15 protein-coding genes are annotated in these 15,391 nt (G+C 60.9%); 7 read left to right on the forward strand and 8 right to left on the reverse strand.

Translation table 11 applies throughout. From position 1 onward, the window contains the following. Positions 1-8: 8 nt before the first annotated feature. The 6 genes from ilvE to MAMT_RS02160 form a co-directional block, all read right to left on the reverse strand. A complete protein-coding gene (gene ilvE, locus MAMT_RS02135; RefSeq protein WP_142659297.1) occupies positions 9-938 on the reverse strand; it encodes a branched-chain-amino-acid transaminase in 930 nt (309 codons plus the stop codon). Between the two features lie 280 nt (positions 939-1,218). Continuing rightward, the gene (locus MAMT_RS02140; protein ID WP_142659298.1) at positions 1,219-2,010 is read right to left on the reverse strand and encodes an ABC transporter ATP-binding protein; all 792 of its coding nucleotides are present in this window, start codon (positions 2,008-2,010) and stop codon (positions 1,219-1,221) included. Further along, complete coding sequence (locus tag MAMT_RS02145; RefSeq protein WP_142659299.1) at positions 2,003-3,253, reverse strand: FtsX-like permease family protein; 1,251 nt, start codon at positions 3,251-3,253, stop codon at positions 2,003-2,005. The genes MAMT_RS02140 and MAMT_RS02145 overlap by 8 nt, the downstream gene beginning before the upstream one ends. A 38-nt stretch (positions 3,254-3,291) precedes the next feature. After that, on the reverse strand, positions 3,292-4,152 hold the full coding sequence (locus MAMT_RS02150; protein WP_178086861.1) for a prephenate dehydrogenase: 861 nt from the start codon (positions 4,150-4,152) through the stop codon (positions 3,292-3,294). Then, entirely contained in the window at positions 4,149-5,279 is a 1,131-nt protein-coding gene (hisC, locus tag MAMT_RS02155) for a histidinol-phosphate transaminase (RefSeq protein ID WP_142659301.1), read from the reverse strand. The genes MAMT_RS02150 and hisC overlap by 4 nt, the downstream gene beginning before the upstream one ends. 259 nt (positions 5,280-5,538) lie before the next feature. After that, entirely contained in the window at positions 5,539-6,012 is a 474-nt protein-coding gene (locus MAMT_RS02160; protein ID WP_142659302.1) for an arsenate-mycothiol transferase ArsC, read from the reverse strand. Between the two features lie 112 nt (positions 6,013-6,124). On the opposite strand from MAMT_RS02160, the gene nuoB reads away from it, so the two are divergent. From nuoB to MAMT_RS02195, 7 genes are read left to right on the forward strand one after another with little or no spacing between them, the layout of a single operon-like run. Beyond that, positions 6,125-6,634: an NADH-quinone oxidoreductase subunit NuoB gene (gene nuoB, locus MAMT_RS02165; RefSeq protein ID WP_142659303.1), complete on the forward strand. Its 510-nt coding sequence runs from the start codon at positions 6,125-6,127 to the stop codon at positions 6,632-6,634. Between the two features lie 60 nt (positions 6,635-6,694). Further along, positions 6,695-7,282, forward strand: a complete 588-nt coding sequence (locus MAMT_RS02170) for an NADH-quinone oxidoreductase subunit C (protein WP_142659304.1) — start codon at positions 6,695-6,697, stop codon at positions 7,280-7,282. Beyond that, complete coding sequence (gene nuoD / locus MAMT_RS02175; RefSeq protein ID WP_142659305.1) at positions 7,279-8,514, forward strand: NADH dehydrogenase (quinone) subunit D; 1,236 nt, start codon at positions 7,279-7,281, stop codon at positions 8,512-8,514. The genes MAMT_RS02170 and nuoD overlap by 4 nt, the downstream gene beginning before the upstream one ends. 19 nt (positions 8,515-8,533) lie before the next feature. Beyond that, positions 8,534-9,088, forward strand: a complete 555-nt coding sequence (locus MAMT_RS02180) for an NADH-quinone oxidoreductase subunit NuoE family protein (protein WP_142659306.1) — start codon at positions 8,534-8,536, stop codon at positions 9,086-9,088. Between the two features lies 1 nt (position 9,089). Continuing rightward, entirely contained in the window at positions 9,090-10,475 is a 1,386-nt protein-coding gene (gene nuoF / locus MAMT_RS02185) for an NADH-quinone oxidoreductase subunit NuoF (protein WP_142659307.1), read from the forward strand. Positions 10,476-10,499: 24 nt separating this feature from the next. Next, positions 10,500-12,185 carry an NADH-quinone oxidoreductase subunit G gene (locus MAMT_RS02190; protein ID WP_142659308.1) on the forward strand — a complete coding sequence of 562 codons (1,686 nt, stop codon included), beginning with the start codon at positions 10,500-10,502 and terminating at the stop codon, positions 12,183-12,185. A 14-nt stretch (positions 12,186-12,199) separates the two neighbouring features. Beyond that, the gene (locus MAMT_RS02195) at positions 12,200-13,330 is read left to right on the forward strand and encodes a complex I subunit 1/NuoH family protein (RefSeq protein ID WP_142659309.1); all 1,131 of its coding nucleotides are present in this window, start codon (positions 12,200-12,202) and stop codon (positions 13,328-13,330) included. A gap of 49 nt (positions 13,331-13,379) precedes the next feature. Here the strand turns inward: MAMT_RS02195 and MAMT_RS02200 are convergent, their stop codons facing one another. Beyond that, positions 13,380-14,192 (reverse strand): L,D-transpeptidase family protein, encoded by an 813-nt coding sequence (locus MAMT_RS02200; RefSeq protein WP_246186476.1) that lies wholly within the window; start codon positions 14,190-14,192, stop codon positions 13,380-13,382. A 202-nt stretch (positions 14,193-14,394) separates the two neighbouring features. Beyond that, positions 14,395-15,213 carry a BtpA/SgcQ family protein gene (locus MAMT_RS02205; protein WP_142659311.1) on the reverse strand — a complete coding sequence of 273 codons (819 nt, stop codon included), beginning with the start codon at positions 15,211-15,213 and terminating at the stop codon, positions 14,395-14,397. Between the last annotated feature and the right edge of the window lie 178 nt (positions 15,214-15,391).

Consider the following 15,391-nt stretch of genomic DNA (forward strand, 5'->3'; position numbering starts at 1 on the left):
GTGGCACTTCATTGCTGCTGCGCGGCCTCGGTCTCCGCAGGCCTCCCTGAACTATAAATAAGCGGGCCGGTGCTTCGGGTCAATGCACGAAAGCGCAGCAAGAGCTTTTGCGTTAGAGAACCCGGCTTTCCCGTAGCCACCGTTCTTCCGTCGATCTCGACCACGGGGACGATTTCCGCCGCCGTGCCGGTTAGGAATACCTCATCCGCGACGAAGAGGTCGTACCGGGTCATATTCCGCTCGACCGCAGGGATTCCCTCTTCCCGTGCAAGCCGGAGAATCTCCCGTCGCGTGATGCCCGGAAGCACACCAGCCGAAACGGGAGGGGTCGCGAGCTCCCCATGCTTGAAGACAAAGATATTGTCACCGGTGCATTCCGCCACGCAACCCTGCTCGTTGAGAAGGAGCGACTCATCGGAGCCGGAGGCACTCGCTTCCATCTTGGCCAAAATGTTGTTGAGGTAATTGAGAGATTTGATTGCCGGCTCCAGGGCTTCGGAGGAGACCCGCCTGACCGCTGCGGTATGAAGCCGGAGCCCCCGTTCGTAGACGGAGGGGGGATAGAGGCGAATGGCGTCCGCGATGATGAAAAGAGTCGGCTTGGGACAGGAGGCCGGGTTTAACCCGAGATCGCCCTTGCCGCGGGTGACCACGAGGCGAATATAACCATCCCAGAGGGAATTGGTCCGGCAGCACTCCAAGACGGCGTTCGTGAGTTCTTCAAGACTCAGCGGAATGGTCAGGCGAATCGCCTTGGCCGAATCGAAGAGGCGCTCCAGGTGTTCTTCGAGGCGGAAGACGCGGCCGCCGTAGGCTCGAATCCCCTCGAAAACCCCATCTCCGTAAAGCAGGCCGTGATCAAATACGGACACCTTGGCGTCGGCTTCGTTGACGAATTGGCCATCCAAAAAAATCTTTTTCTCTCGTTGTTCCTTCATCGACATTCCTCGCCCCACGTTCCGTCTCGCGCCCAACGGGGCGCGAAAGCTTCTTTCCCGATCCAGCCCAGGGAAGCAAGCTCTGATTCTCACACGATTAGCCTGCATGTCTCACAAAGTTCGTATCCGAGGGGCGGCGACTGGGCCTGGATGCAAGGCGGGGCGCAGGTTTTTCCCCGGAGCTGTATGACGACATACTGCACGGAGGAAAAACCAAGACCCAACGAAGCAGACAGGTCCATTGCGCAAGCCGCAGGAGAACGCTTGTGAGACATGCAGGCTAGGAGGATGGCTTGGATTCCGGCTCGAGCCGCGACTCCGAGGAGGCTTTCGGAGATCCGGGCACCGAGGACAAGACGACGGAGGAACGCTCGAGGGTCTCGAGCTTTCCTCCGCTCAAGACCAACTGCCGATCTCCTCTCTGCGCCAACCGTGGATCGTGTGTTGCCAGAATCAAGGTCTTGCCTCGGCTCTTCTGGAGACCCAAGAGGAGATCAATGACCTCCATGCCGGTTTCCTCGTCCAAGTTTCCTGTCGGCTCGTCTGCGATCAGGATTTCCGGATCGTTCCGGAGCGCGCGTGCGATAGCCACGCGCTGCTGCTCACCCCCCGAAAGCTCCGAGGGGCGATGGTGCGATCGATGGATCATGCCGACGGCTTTCAAAAGTTCCCATCCTGGTTTTGCATCCCGCTGTCCGAAGAGCATGGCTGGAAGATTCACGTTTTCCAAAGCCGTGAGTTCGGGCAGGAGATGGTAGGCTTGGAAAACCAGGCCGATTGCCCGTCCTCGCCATGCGGCAAGCCGCTTACGGGAGAAGCGGGAGATATCCTGATGCCGGTAGAGAACCTGCCCGGAATCCGGATCTTCGAGTCCCGCGAGGAGATGGAGCAGCGTCGTCTTCCCCGATCCGGAGACCCCCTGAATGGTGTAGCAGAGCCCTTCGCGGAAGATCATGCTCACCCCGGTCAGCACCGGAACGGTCGCGGATCCTGCGCGAAAGCTCTTCTGGAGGGTTTCCGTCGCGAGGACAGCAGCGCGTTCCGTCTTCTCGCGGGATTCGGTCTCATTCATAGCGCAAGGCGTTCGCCGGCAGCAGCCTGGCCGCATTCCACGCGGGAATCCATGCCGCGCAGATGCAGAGGAGGACCGCACTGACGGCGATCCCGGCGATCTGTGGCGGATCGATGACCACCGGAATCGTGGCAAAGTGGTAGACGTCCGCCGAAAAGAGATCGATTCCCAGCGTCCGTCCGATGAGTTCGCGCAGCACGTTCAAATAGCGCAGGGCGAGCGCGGCGAGAATCAAGCCGGCTGCCGTGCCCAAGAGCCCGACGATCAGCCCGTGAAAGATAAAGATCCCGAGCACCTGGCCGTCCGTTGCTCCGAGAGCTTTGAGCAGTCCGATCTCCCGTCGCTTCTGGGCGGTGATCGTGATGAGGGTGCTGCACAGGCCGAAAGCGGCGACCAGAATGATAAAGAAGAGGATCACCGCCATGGTCACCTTCTCGACGGCGATAGCCGTGAACAAGGGTCGGTTCTGATCCATCCAGGTAATCGCTTCCATGGGCGGGGGGAAGGAGGTATTGAGCCGGGCCTTGAGGCGATCGGCGGCCATCGGGTTCTGGACGCGCAGGGCGATCCCATGAACGCCATGACCGAGGCCGTAGAGATACTGGGCATTCTGGAGAGAGGTCAGAAAAAAGGTGGAGTCATATTCGAAGAGGCCCGTCCGAAAGATTCCGGAAATCTCCAGCTCCGTCGGAAGGGGAATCGACTGTTTTCCGGAGTGGGCGGAGTCCCGCAGCGCCTGAAGATGGCGAGGGGCATAGATCACGACCTTGTCTCCCACGGTTGCTCCATTGCGTTTGGCCCACTCATCTCCCACGAGGACGGTATCCGCCTGGAGGTTGTACTTGCCGGCCACAAGATAACGGCGCAACGGAATCACACCGAGTTCGGCCTGAGGATCGATCCCGCGAAGGATCGGGGTCGTGATCCGATCTGCATACTCGGCGAGCACAGGGCCGCTGACGAAGGGCGCCGCGCCCTTGACCCCCGGCTCTTTGAGCAGTCGGGAGACCTCCTGATCGGGATGGTGGAGCACCTCGCCGTTGGAAACGACGAGGTGGGCGTTGAACCCAATGATCTTATCTTGCAGCTCTCGTTCGAAGCCCGCCATCACCGCCAAAACCACAACCAGCACAAGCACCCCTAGGGTGACGCCAAGCAGCGAAAGGAGAGTGATGACGGAAACAAAGCTTCTCCTGGGACGCAGGTAACGGAGCGCCAGGAAGCCGGGGAGGGAACGAGGCATCGTGCCCGTGGGTGCATCCGAAGGAGCGGCGGGACGGTTCATGAGGGACGCTGATCGAAGGAGAGCCTCCGTTGCGAGGCCTCCCGTAAAAGGTTTTTCACGGCGGAGGAGGTGCCGTCTCGGAGACTCTCGCTTGCTTCCTCGAGGCGAGCCAGGAAGGAACGGAGAGCGAGCAGGACGTTCTCGCGATTCGCCAGAAGGATTTCGTTCCACATCTCGGGCGATGCGGCGGCGATACGCGTCACATCGCGAAAACCCGGTCCTGCTACCTCTAAAGCCTCGCTGTCCATCGAGCAGACTAGGGCTGCCGCCAACAGGTGGGGCAGGTGGCTCACTGCGGCAACCCGGCGGTCGTGTTCGGAGGCCGGGAGATGGACGACGCGGCACCCTAAGGCGAGCCAGAACGCTTCGACTAGGGCGAGCGCCTCGCGGTCTGCCGTTTCGGGAGGAGTGAGAATCGCGACTGCGCCCTCGAAGAGGTTGGATCGGGCAAAGGCGAAGCCCGAACGCTCCCCTCCGCTCATCGGATGGCTGCCCACCCAGCGCGCCCGTCCTTCCAGGTTCTCCTGCAGAAGTTGCATCGCCGGAAGCTTGACGCTGGCCGTGTCGGTCACGATGGCTTTGGGCTCCAAAGCGCCCCGAATGGCGTGAAGGATCGCGCCCATGGCTGCGATGGGCAGCGCCACGACGACAAGCTCCGCCTTTCGGACCGCGTCGGCGGGGTCATCCGTTACGAGGTCCGCGATTCCCGCCGCCCTCACTGTTTCTTTTTCCGGCTCTCGACTGTAGAGCACGAGCTCTCGGCAGAGGGCGAGCCGCCGCGCCGCAAGGGCTACCGAGCCGCCGATCAGGCCGGCACCGAGGATGGATAGACGCGAAAGCGGAAAGGGGTGGTTCATCGACCCGTCGAATCCGGAGCTGCCGCGGTCTCCCGCAGGGCGGTCGGAAAGATCTCCAGAAAACGTGTCACCTGCTCCGGGGTGCCGATGCTGATCCGCACCCACTCGGCCAGCCCGTAGCTCCTCAACGGACGGATGATCCATCCATGACGAAGCAGGCTGTGAAAGAGGGCATCCCCGTCGCCGACCCGTACCATGACGAAGTTGGCGGAGGAAGGGACAAACGCGAGACCCTGGCGCGCGAAGGATTCCTCCAGACGAATACGCCCTGCCCGCACGATTTGTCGTGTCTTTTCCCTATGCTCATGGTCTTTCAGCGCGGCGACGGCCGCGGCTTGCGCCAGCGAGTTCGTGTTGAAGGGCTGGCGAGCGCGCTGCAGCAAGGAAGCGATGGGGGCGGGTGCGAGGGCATAGCCGATGCGGAGGCCCGCCAAACCCTGCATCTTGGAGAAAGTGCGCAGCAGCACGACATTTTTCCCTTCCCGCACCCATGAGACGCTCGGGGGCGGATCGTCGAGAAAATCGATATAGGCCTCGTCGAGGGCGACGATGGCATGAGCCGGAGCGGCGCGAACGAACTCCTCGAGCTCCCGATTGGGAATGCGAGTCCCCGTCGGATTGTTCGGGCTCGTCAAAAAGATCAACCGGGTGTTCGGGCCGATGGACTTCCTCATGGCCGTCAGGTCGTGGCGGAACTCGGGATCGGGCGTTTCGCGGCAACGGGCGTCAAAGAGTTGGGCCATCAGCCGATAGACGGCAAAAGCATGGCGGGAGCAGATCGCTTCGTGAGTTCTCGGCAGCACGAAGACGTGGAAGAGGAACTCGATGATCTCATTCGACCCGTTGCCCAGAACGACGTTTTCCACCGAGAGGTCGTGGTGTCGTGCAATGGCTTCCCGGAGGAGCCGACCGGCTCCGTCCGGATAGAGGTGGATGTGCGGCAGGGCCTCTTGGAGTGCCTGGAGGGCCAGGGGAGAGGGGCCGAGGGGATTTTCGTTCGAGGCGAGCTTGCAGATCTGATCCGGCGTAAAGCCTTGCTCGCGGGCAAGCTCGTCGATCGGCTTGCCGGGTTCATAAGGAGTCAGGGAAAGAATTCCCGGGTTGACGAGGTCTTCGAGGGTAGTCACGGATAAGTTGCTGTCTGGCCCAAGCTAAAGGTTTGCTTGGTGTCAGGCAAGCCGCTCGGTGTTAACCTGCATGTCTCACAAGCGATCTCCTGCGGCTTGCGAAATGGACCCTGTCTGCTTCGTTGGGCCTTGGTTTTCCCTCCGTGCAGTATGTCGTCAACCAGCTCCGGGGCAAAACCTGCGGCCCGCCTTGCATCCAGGCCCATCCGCCGCGCCTCGGGTACGAACTTTGTGAGACATGCAGGTAGGGCCGGTTGCCTCACGTCGTCTCCAGGGTCGTTTTCCGCAGGGTTTCTGCGGATTGGTCTCCGGCAAGCTCTTCCAACAAAAGATGTACGCGGTTCTCGATCTTGGAGAGAGCAACCGCGGCGGGCAGTCGATCGACATCGTCGATATCCCAGAAACTGATTCGGTCCAGCCACTGGGGGAAGAGGCGGACGATCATCGGTCGGTGTTCCCATTCCTGGAGCGCAATCGCGCGGGTCGCTTGAGCCAGGTCGGCTTCCCGGAGGCAGAGCGGCGATCGGATCGTGAGGGGGAGCGGGATCCCGAGCTCTTGCAAGCGGGAGCGGGCAAACGGAGAGATCGGAAAGGGAGCGGGACCTACGGCAAGACCTCGGGAAGAGGCTCGCCATGGCAGATCCCGAGCAGACGAGTAAAAGTTGAAGACGACTTCCGCAAAACGGCTCCGGTAATAATTACCCGTGCAGATGAAAAGCAGGTTCGCACACATCGACTCTTTCAAATTCTAGCAGCAAAACGGCCTTTGCGAAATCAAAGAGGCGCAGTGATCGAAGCGGACCTTTTTGCTTGCTGCCGAGGCTGTCCCCGTTAGATTGACGCGTATGGGGCAGACGCAAGAACTGGGCTACAACTCCAAGGTCGAGGGGGATGTCGTCCTGACGACCGTGGATTCCGCCATCAATTGGATGCGGAAAAACTCGATCTGGCCGATGCCGATGGGCTTGGCCTGCTGCGCGATCGAGCTCATGGCCGCCTCCTGCGCGCGTTTCGATGTCGCCCGCTTCGGAGCCGAGGTGATGCGTTTTTCTCCACGGCAGGCGGATCTGATGGTCGTGGCAGGGACGGTAACGTACAAGATGGCGTATGCGGTAAAACGAATTTACGATCAAATGCCGGAGCCTAAGTGGGTGATCGCCATGGGCGCCTGTGCTTCGAGCGGGGGGATGTATCGAAGCTATGCGGTGCTCCAGGGTATTGACCGGCTCCTTCCCGTCGATGTCTACATCTCCGGTTGTCCCCCGCGACCGGAGGCGTTTTTGGACGGGCTCCTGCGGATCCAAGCCAAGATCGAGGGAGATCCCTCCCTGCGTCGCCTGAAGCAGGTCGCCTGAAGAAGGCTGCGGCACGACTCAAGCGAAGTGGGGCGGGTTACACGGTTCGGAATCCAGATCATGACGAATGCAGAAGCGGTAGAGAGGCTTCGGGCGAGCCTGGGGGAGAGGTTTCAAGGAGTAGACGAGTTTCGCGGCGAGACGACCGTGCGGATCGATCTTGCCGCCGTGGAGGAGACAGCCAAGCTGCTCAAGGAGATGGGCTATCGGACGCTGGTCGATCTCACGGCGATTGATCACTGGGGAGAAGAGGCCCGGTTCGAAATGGTCTATCACTTTTTTTCTCCGGATTCCGGGATGCTCCTTCGTCTAAAAGGTCGGGTGGAAGGAGAGGAGCCGCTCGTCCCGTCGCTCGCCGCAGTGTTTGCCACGGCGAATTGGCAAGAGCGGGAGGCCTTCGACATGATGGGAATCCGGTTTGCCGGACATCCCGATCTCCGCCGCATCCTGATGTGGGAAGAATATCCCTTTTATCCGCTGCGCAAAGACTTCCCGCTCGAAGGGAAGGCGAGTGATGCCGGAGGGGAGGCTTTCTCCCGTCCCGCTCCGATGGATGGCGGGCCCTATGTGACGCAACCCGCCAAGGAGAGCGGGAGGCGAGAGCCTCATGCCCATCCGGCGGACGCACTGCAAGAGGAAAATCGATGACGGCACCCACCGGACTCCTGGACCAGAGAATCCCGCTTCGCACCGAAGACCTTTCGGATGCCCCCGCCGGGGAACGGCTGATTGTCAATCTGGGGCCGTCCCATCCGAGCACGCACGGCGTGCTGCAGATCCTTCTCGAGTTGGATGGAGAGACCGTGGTGAAAGCGGATCCGGTGATCGGGTATCTGCATCGCGGCGACGAAAAGATCGCCGAGAACATGCAATACAATCAGTTCGTCCCTTACACCGACCGCCTCGACTACCTCGCTCCGCTGGCGAACAACGTTGCCTACGCCTGCGCCGTGGAAAAGTTGATGGGCTGGACGGTTCCGCCCCGTTGTCAGGCGATTCGGGTCATCTGTTGCGAGCTGGCTCGAATTTCCTCCCATCTTCTTGGGGTCGGGGCCTTTGCCATGGATTGCGGGGCGATTTCGGTCTTTCTCTACATCTTTACCGAACGGGAAAAGATCTACTCGCTGATCGAGGAGTTGACGGGTGCCCGTTTCACCACGACCTATACCCGGGTCGGTGGTGTCGCCCGGGATCTGCCCGCCGGTTGGGTGGATCGGGCGATGGCCTTTGTGGATCAATTCGGCGCACGGGTTGACGAGCTCGACAAGCTGCTCTGCCGAAACCGTATTTTTGTCGACCGGACGAAGGGGATCGGCGTCATCCCACCGGACGATGCGCTCGACTACGGGCTGAGCGGCCCGAACCTCCGCGCCTCCGGGGTGGAACTCGATCTGCGCAAGAAAACGCCCTACCTCGGCTACGAACAATATGACTTTGACATGGTTCTCGGCAGCACGGGCGACTGTTATGATCGCTTCGTCGCCCGCATCGAGGAGATGCGCCAGAGCCGGCGGATCCTGCAGCAGGCGCTATCCCGGATCCCGGACGGGCCGGTCTGCGTGGACGACATTCGGAGCTACGATCCGGCGAAGGCGACCGTCCTCACCAAGATGGAGGAGTTGATTCAACATTTCATGATCGTGACCGAAGGGATCACCGCCCCACCGGGAGAGGTCTACTTCGGCGCGGAAAACCCGAAAGGTGAGCTCGGGTTTTATATCCTCAGCAAGGGAGGCGGGGTGCCTTACCGGCTGAAGATCCGTGCGCCGAGCTTTATGAGTTTGAGCGTCTTGCCGAAACTGCTTCCCGGACATCTGATTGCGGATGTGGTGGCCATTCTGGGCAGTCTCGATTTCGTCATGGGCGAGTGCGATCGATAATGCGGGAGGACGAGTTGGCATGGTAGGACCCGAACAACCCCTGCTTCCTGGGACGGAGGCTCCGGGAGCCGAATTCGAGCGGAAGGCGGACGAAATCATCCGGCAGTATCCGGTTTCTCGACGGAGTGCGGCTCTACCGCTTCTTCACCACTGGCAGCAAGAGTTTGGTTTTGTGAGCCAAAGAGCGGTCGAATGGATTGCGGAGAAGCTGGCGCTCAAACCGATCCATCTTCTGGAGCTCGTGACCTTTTATCCGATGCTTCGCGTTCGGCCCGCGGGGAAAATCAATTTCAGGGTCTGTCGTACCCTTTCCTGTGCTCTGGCCGGTAGTCACGATCTCTTCGCTCGGATCCGGGAAAGGTGCGGAGCAACCTCCTCTGCCGGCCACGGGATGTACGTGAGCCCGGATGGGGCCTATTCGGTGGAGTTCGTCGAGTGCCTCGCCGCCTGCGGAAGTGCCCCGGCGATGATGGTGGAGGAAGAAGAGTTCGAGCGGGCCACGATCGATACTGTGGAGAGGATCCTGGCCAAGAGCCAAGCGAGCCGCGCAACGGATGGTGTACAGAAAGGTTGAAATGGCCGAAATCGGATCAGCGAAAGGCCCGACAGGGGAGCATCGGATCATTCTTCGTTACGCGGATGAGCCGGATTATACCCCGGACATCGACTGCTATCTGCGGCACGGGGGTTATGAGCAGCTGCGCAAGGCTCTCTCAATGGACCCGGCGGCGATCGTGGCGGAGGTCAAGGCTTCCGGGCTTCGGGGAAGGGGGGGAGCGGGTTTTCCGACCGGAACGAAGTGGGGCTTCATCGACCATGCGAAGAACCGGAAGCCGGTCTATCTGCTCTGCAACGCCGATGAGTCCGAGCCGGGGACCTTCAAAGACCGCCAGATCATCTACAAGGATCCCCATCAGCTTCTGGAAGGAATGATCATCTCTTCCTATGCGAATCACGCACACCTCGCCTACATCTACATCCGGGGCGAGATGGTCCGCGGGGCGCAGATCCTGGAACGCGCCCTTGCCGAGGCGCGCGCCAAGAACCTCTTGGGCGCAAACATCCTTGGCAGCGGATACGATTTGGATATTTTCGTCTTCCGCGGTGCGGGCGCTTACATTTGTGGGGAGGAGACGGGGCTCATCGAATCGCTGGAGGGGAAGCGGGCCTATCCGCGCATCAAGCCGCCCTATTTCCCCGCCGTGTTGGGGCTCTACCTCTGCCCGACGATCGTCAACAACGTCGAGACCTTGTGCAACGTCAAGCACATCGTAGAGATGGGAGGCGAGGCTTACGCGAAGATCGGCACTCGTAACAACACGGGTACGCGAATCTGGTGTGTGAGTGGGGATGTCCGCCGTCCCGGCTATTTTGAATACGACGGAGGAGCAATCACGCTCGGAAAACTCCTCTACGAGGTCTGCGGAGGCATTCGCGACGGAAACCGGCTCAAGGCGGTGATCCCCGGCGGATCGTCGGCAAAGGTCTTGCGCGCGGGGGAGACCTATCGAATCCGTCGGGCGAACTCCGAGGGCACCATGGAAGAGATCGAGATGACGCTCGAGGATCTTCCCTTGGACTTCGATACGATCGCGGCCTCCGGCTCCATGTCGGGTTCGGGTGGAATTATCGTCATGGATGAGACTCGGGACATGGTGGAATGCCTGAATAACCTCTCGGCGTTTTACGCCCACGAGTCGTGCGGCCAGTGCACGCCGTGCCGGGAAGGAGCCCTCTGGATGCATAAGATCCTCGACCGGATGGCCGAAGGGGAGGGGAGACCGGAGGATCCTCAGCTGCTTCTCGATCTGTCGGGCCAGATTGCCGGCCGAACGATCTGTGCGTTTGGAGAGGCTTGTTCCTGGCCGGTGGAGAGCTTCGTCGCCAAGTTCCGGGAAGAGTTCGAAGCCAAGGCGGCGCAAGAGCGCAAAGAGCACGAGCGCCTGCAACCCGCCTGTTAAATCAGCACCGTTACGAGTCTAGCCATGGCCTTGATCCGAAATCCCTTCGACCATGATTTACCCTCTGCCGATTCCCCGCGGGTCCATGTCCAGTTGGATGGAACGTGGGTGGAAGTGCCGCTTGGTCTCAATGTGATCGAGGTGGCCCGTCGCTTCGGCAAACTGATTCCCCATTATTGCTATCATCCGAAGCTTTCGATCGCGGGCAACTGCCGGATGTGCCTCTTCGAGATGGGCACACCGAAGCGTGGTCCCGATCGGAAACCGATTTTGGACGCCGAGGGACGGCCGGAACTGCAGTGGATGCCCAGGCCGCAGATTGCGTGCGCGACGACCGCCTTCGAGGGTCTAGGGATTCGGACGGGCTCTCCACTAGCCGAGTCGTGCCAGAAAGGGGTCATGGAGTTCCTGCTGGCCAACCATCCCTTGGATTGCCCGATCTGCGACCAAGCCGGAGAGTGCAAGCTCCAGGAACATGCCTTTGATTACGGGAAAGGCCGGAGCCGATTCGGAGAGGAGAAGGTCAAGAAGCCGAAGCGGGTCGATATCGGGCCCCGCATTCTTCTCGACGACGAACGGTGCATCCTCTGCACCCGATGCATTCGCTTTGCGCGGGAGATCGCGGACGACGACTGCCTAGGCATTACCCAACGGGGAGGCCGTAACCGGCTGTCGATTTATCCGGACAAGCGCTTTGCGAGCAACTATTCGCTCAACACGGCGGACATCTGCCCGGTCGGTGCGCTGACGACCAAAGATTTCCGTTTCCGGATGCGTGTCTGGTTTCTTAAGGAGACCAAGAGCATCTGCGTCGACTGCGCGACCGGCTGCAACGTGACCATCGGCAGCCGCGAGGGTTTTGTCCATCGATTGACCCCCCGCGTCAACGAGGCGGTCAACTCGCACTGGATGTGTGATCAGGGCCGCCTTGGCTTCCATCCCATTCATAGCAAACATCGGGTCCTCGAGCCTGCCAGGCGGGGAGAGGCCGGACTCTTTCCCGGCGAATGGCCGCTCGTCCTCGGGCAGGTGGCAGAGTCCTTGCGGAAGCTCGAGCCTCCCTCTCTCGCCCTTCTGGTCTCCGCTCGTCTGACCAACGAAGAGCTTTTTCTGGTCCAGCGTCTGCGGGATCTGCTGCAGGGAGAATCCGAGATCTTCACCGAAGTTGTTCCTCGGAAGGGAGAAGCCGATGGCCTTCTCCGAAGCGACGATCTCAATCCGAACAGCCGGGGCTCCCGTATCTTAGGAATCGGGGCCGGTGGCGAGAAGCTTCCCGAGCTCCGGAAAAGAATCGAGGAAGGGAAGGTACGCGCTCTGTTCTGCCTTCACGAAGACGCGGTCAGCGCCGGAGTGCCGGAGGAGCTGCTCGAGCGCCTCTCCCTTCTCGTCTGGCAAGGGATCCTCGCGGATAAGACCAGCGAAAAGGCGCACTGGGTGCTTCCGGGCGCTTCGTTTGCAGAGAAGAGCGGGTCGATGGTCAATCGTGCAGGACAGGTCCAGCGGCTCCATCAGGCGATCCCGGCACCGGGTCGCGCGAAGGAAGACGTCTGGATTCTTCGAGGGCTGATTCTCGCCTTGGGAGGAGAGGACTTGGGCCAAAGCGGCCCGGAGGTTTTCTCGAAGATGGCGGCGACGACTCCCGCCTTCCAGGGCTTGACCTGGCCTGGCCTCGGGGATCAGGGGGTATCGCTTCCGGCAGAGGCACGCTAGGAGAGACGAAATTCATGGTCACGGCACTCACTATTTTTCTTGTCAGTACGCTCATCAAGATCCTTCTGGTCGTCGCAGTCCTCCTCGGACTGGTCGCCTACGCCGTCTTGGCGGAGAGAAAGGTGAGCGCGGCAATGCAAGATCGCATCGGGCCGAACCGCGTTGGGCTTCCCTTCCTGAAGGCGCGCCTGATGGGGTTGGGTCAGCCGCTGGCCGATGCCTTCAAGCTGATGCTCAAAGAGCAGTTCGTTCCCGGGAACGTACGCGGCTTCTACTACAATCTGGCTCCGATTCTCTCCTTCCTTCCGGCCCTCTTGGCCATTTGCGTCATCCCCTTCGCGGGAGTGGATCCCATCCACTTGCCTGGACTCTCCGTTGCGATCCCTCAACCGGGGGTGATCGCCAATGTGGGAATCGGTGCCCTTTTTCTCTTTGCGGTGACCTCTCTCGGGGTCTACGGAATCGTCTTGGCGGGATGGTCGTCCAACTCCAAGTACGCGTTCCTCGGCGGCATCCGATCGAGCGCCCAGATGATCTCCTATGAAGTCGCCATGGGATTCTCAGCCATGCCCATCTTCTTGATTTCCGGAGCGTTGAGCCTACCGCAGATCGTTGATTTTCAGGTCGAGCGCGGCTGGTTTCTTCTGCCCTTTGTCGGGAAACAGTTCGACTGGCATCTCCTTTTCCTCTGGCCTTCGCTCCTGCTCTCCTCCGTGATCTTCCTGGTGACCCTGTTTGCGGAGACCAATCGAGCTCCCTTCGATCTTCCGGAAAGCGAGCAGGAGCTCGTGGGAGGCTTCAATACCGAATATGGAGGCATGCGTTTCGGCATGTTCTTCCTGGGCGAATATGCGGCGCTCATCTCTGCCAGCGGTCTTTTCGTCACCCTCTTTCTCGGAGGTTGGAGCCTTCCTTTCGGCTGGCTGGCAACGGCGGGTTCCCTCGGAACCTTTCTTCTCCAGGCGCTCGTCTTCTTGGGCAAAGTCTGCCTCCTGGTCTTTTTCTTCATGTGGATCCGTTGGACGCTTCCCCGATTTCGCTACGATCAAGTCATGACGCTTGGCTGGAAAGTCTTGCTTCCCCTCTCCATGGCCAACATCGTGCTCGTCGCGATCCTGCTCGCCGTCTTCGGCGGAACGCCTTAGGGGCCATTTCCGACAAGCTTTCTGCCGCAGGCTGGAAGACTCGACGGGTTCAAGGAGACGACGCCAGCCCGATCCTTGTGGGACTAGGCAGCGCCCAAGATTGCCAGAGACGGCGGTAGTCGTTCTCGGTCAGCACGACGAGCTCGGGATCGCCCCTGGGATCGAGCCACTGGATCAGGCTCAGGAGGTTCTTCTTTTCGAGAGCCAGGCAGCCGGAGGTGGCTGCCCGTTCCCCATATCGGCCATGGAGGAAAATGGCGCTGCCTCCTCCCGGGTGGCTTACGGGGTAGTTGTGCTCCACGAAGACCATCCATTCGAGCACCGGGTCCTCGATGTGGAGTCGTTCCCCCTCAAACCAGTCGGGAAGGTCTGCCCCATTCGAGATGGTCACCAGATGGTTATACTGGGGCAGTTCAGGATTCTCGATCCAGGCATCCTGCGGCGACTTTTGGTGATAGAGCCGCCATTTGGCGCCCGCCGGGAGGGACGGGGCGATTCCCAGGATCAGACCGAGCCGGAAGCAGCCCGCTGGAGTCCGGCCATCGCCTTCCTCTTTCTGGAGACCGGACTGCGGCGGATGAAGGCCGGAGCCCCAGGCGACTCCATTGCGGCCGAGGAGGACGGGGATCACCTCTCCGTCCCGCTTCCATCCTCCTCCGGGGAGAACCCGTTCCCAGCAAGAAAGCCTCCCCTGCCAGGAGTTGGACTGGCTCACGACGACCAGAATGCGCTGCTCCAGGCGGAAGGGCCAGAGGAGAAGGGACTTCCAGATCCAGAGGAGCGCCAGGAGAAGGCCGGGGAGAATCGCGAGCCAGCTCGGGAAGCGGTTCCCCTTGAGCCAAGCAAGCCACCGATTCCTCATCTTAGCCGCCATTTCTCACAAGCTTTCTCCTGCGGCTTGCAAAATGGGCTCGTCTGCTTCGTTCTCGCTTGGTTTTCCATCCTTGCAGTATGTCGTCATACAGCTCCGGTGGAAAACCGGCGCCACGCCTCGCATCCAAGCCCATTTGCGGCGCCTCGGCTACGAAATTTGCGAGAAATGGCTGCTAACCCGATTCCGCGAATCAGTGCGGGGGGAATTCCGCATGCAGGATGCGCGCCAGCCGTTGGGCCTTTTGCGGATCGACCGCACTCTCGATCCCTTGGGTTTTCACGGAGCTTCCGACAAGGGCGCCATCGCTTGGAGCAAGATAGCGCATCAGGTTGTCCTCCGTGATCCCGCTTCCCACGAGGATCGGAGTATGCGGTAAAACGCTCCGGACGCGATCGATGTCTTCGGGGGAGGCTTCGGTTCCCGTCCTTGGTCCGGTCAGGATGACTCCATCGGCCAGAGCCCGCTCGACCAGATCGAGCGCCTCCTCTTCCAGCGGGCGAGGGGCCAGAGGCAGCGCGTGCTTGACGCGGAGGTCGGCCAGAATGCGGACTCCCGCGGCAAAACGAGATCTGTCGCGAAGAAGGGAAGCCGCTTCCCCTTCCAACACCCCTTGGTCGGTGACCGCCGCATTCGCAAGAAGATTGACGCGCAAGAAGCTCCCGCCGCAAGCCACGCAGAGCGCAAGTGCCGCGCGAGGATCGTTGCGCAGCACATTGAAGCCCAGGGGCATCGACGTCATCCGGCGGATTTCGCTGCCGACCGCCGCCATGCCGGCGACCGTTTCTGCGGGCACGGCCTGCTTCCAGAAAGGGACATCTCCGTAGTTCTCGATGCAGAGTGCGTCCGCTCCTCCCTCCCGCCAAGCAGAGGCATCCGCAAGAGCGCTCTCCACCACGGCATCGAACCGGCCGTCATACCTCGGGGCTCCCGGCAGCGGTCGCAGATGCACGAGGCCGATCAGAAGCTTCGGACCGCCGGCGGTCAAGGGAAGCTCCACGAATCGGGCCACGGAGGAATCTTTACGGAGAGTCGGGCTCGGGACAAGAGTTTCCCTCTCGGACAACGCTCTCCTGGGGATGGCGAAGTTCGCACCGGAGGCCGAGTGCGCAAGGAGCGGGAGAACGCTTGCAAGACGGGCAGGTTAAGACACTGCTCTGCTTCCTGTCCTCCTCCGCCGGAGAAGCCGG

The organism is Methylacidimicrobium tartarophylax, assembly GCF_902143375.2.
GTDB lineage: Bacteria > Verrucomicrobiota > Verrucomicrobiia > Methylacidiphilales > Methylacidiphilaceae > Methylacidimicrobium > Methylacidimicrobium tartarophylax.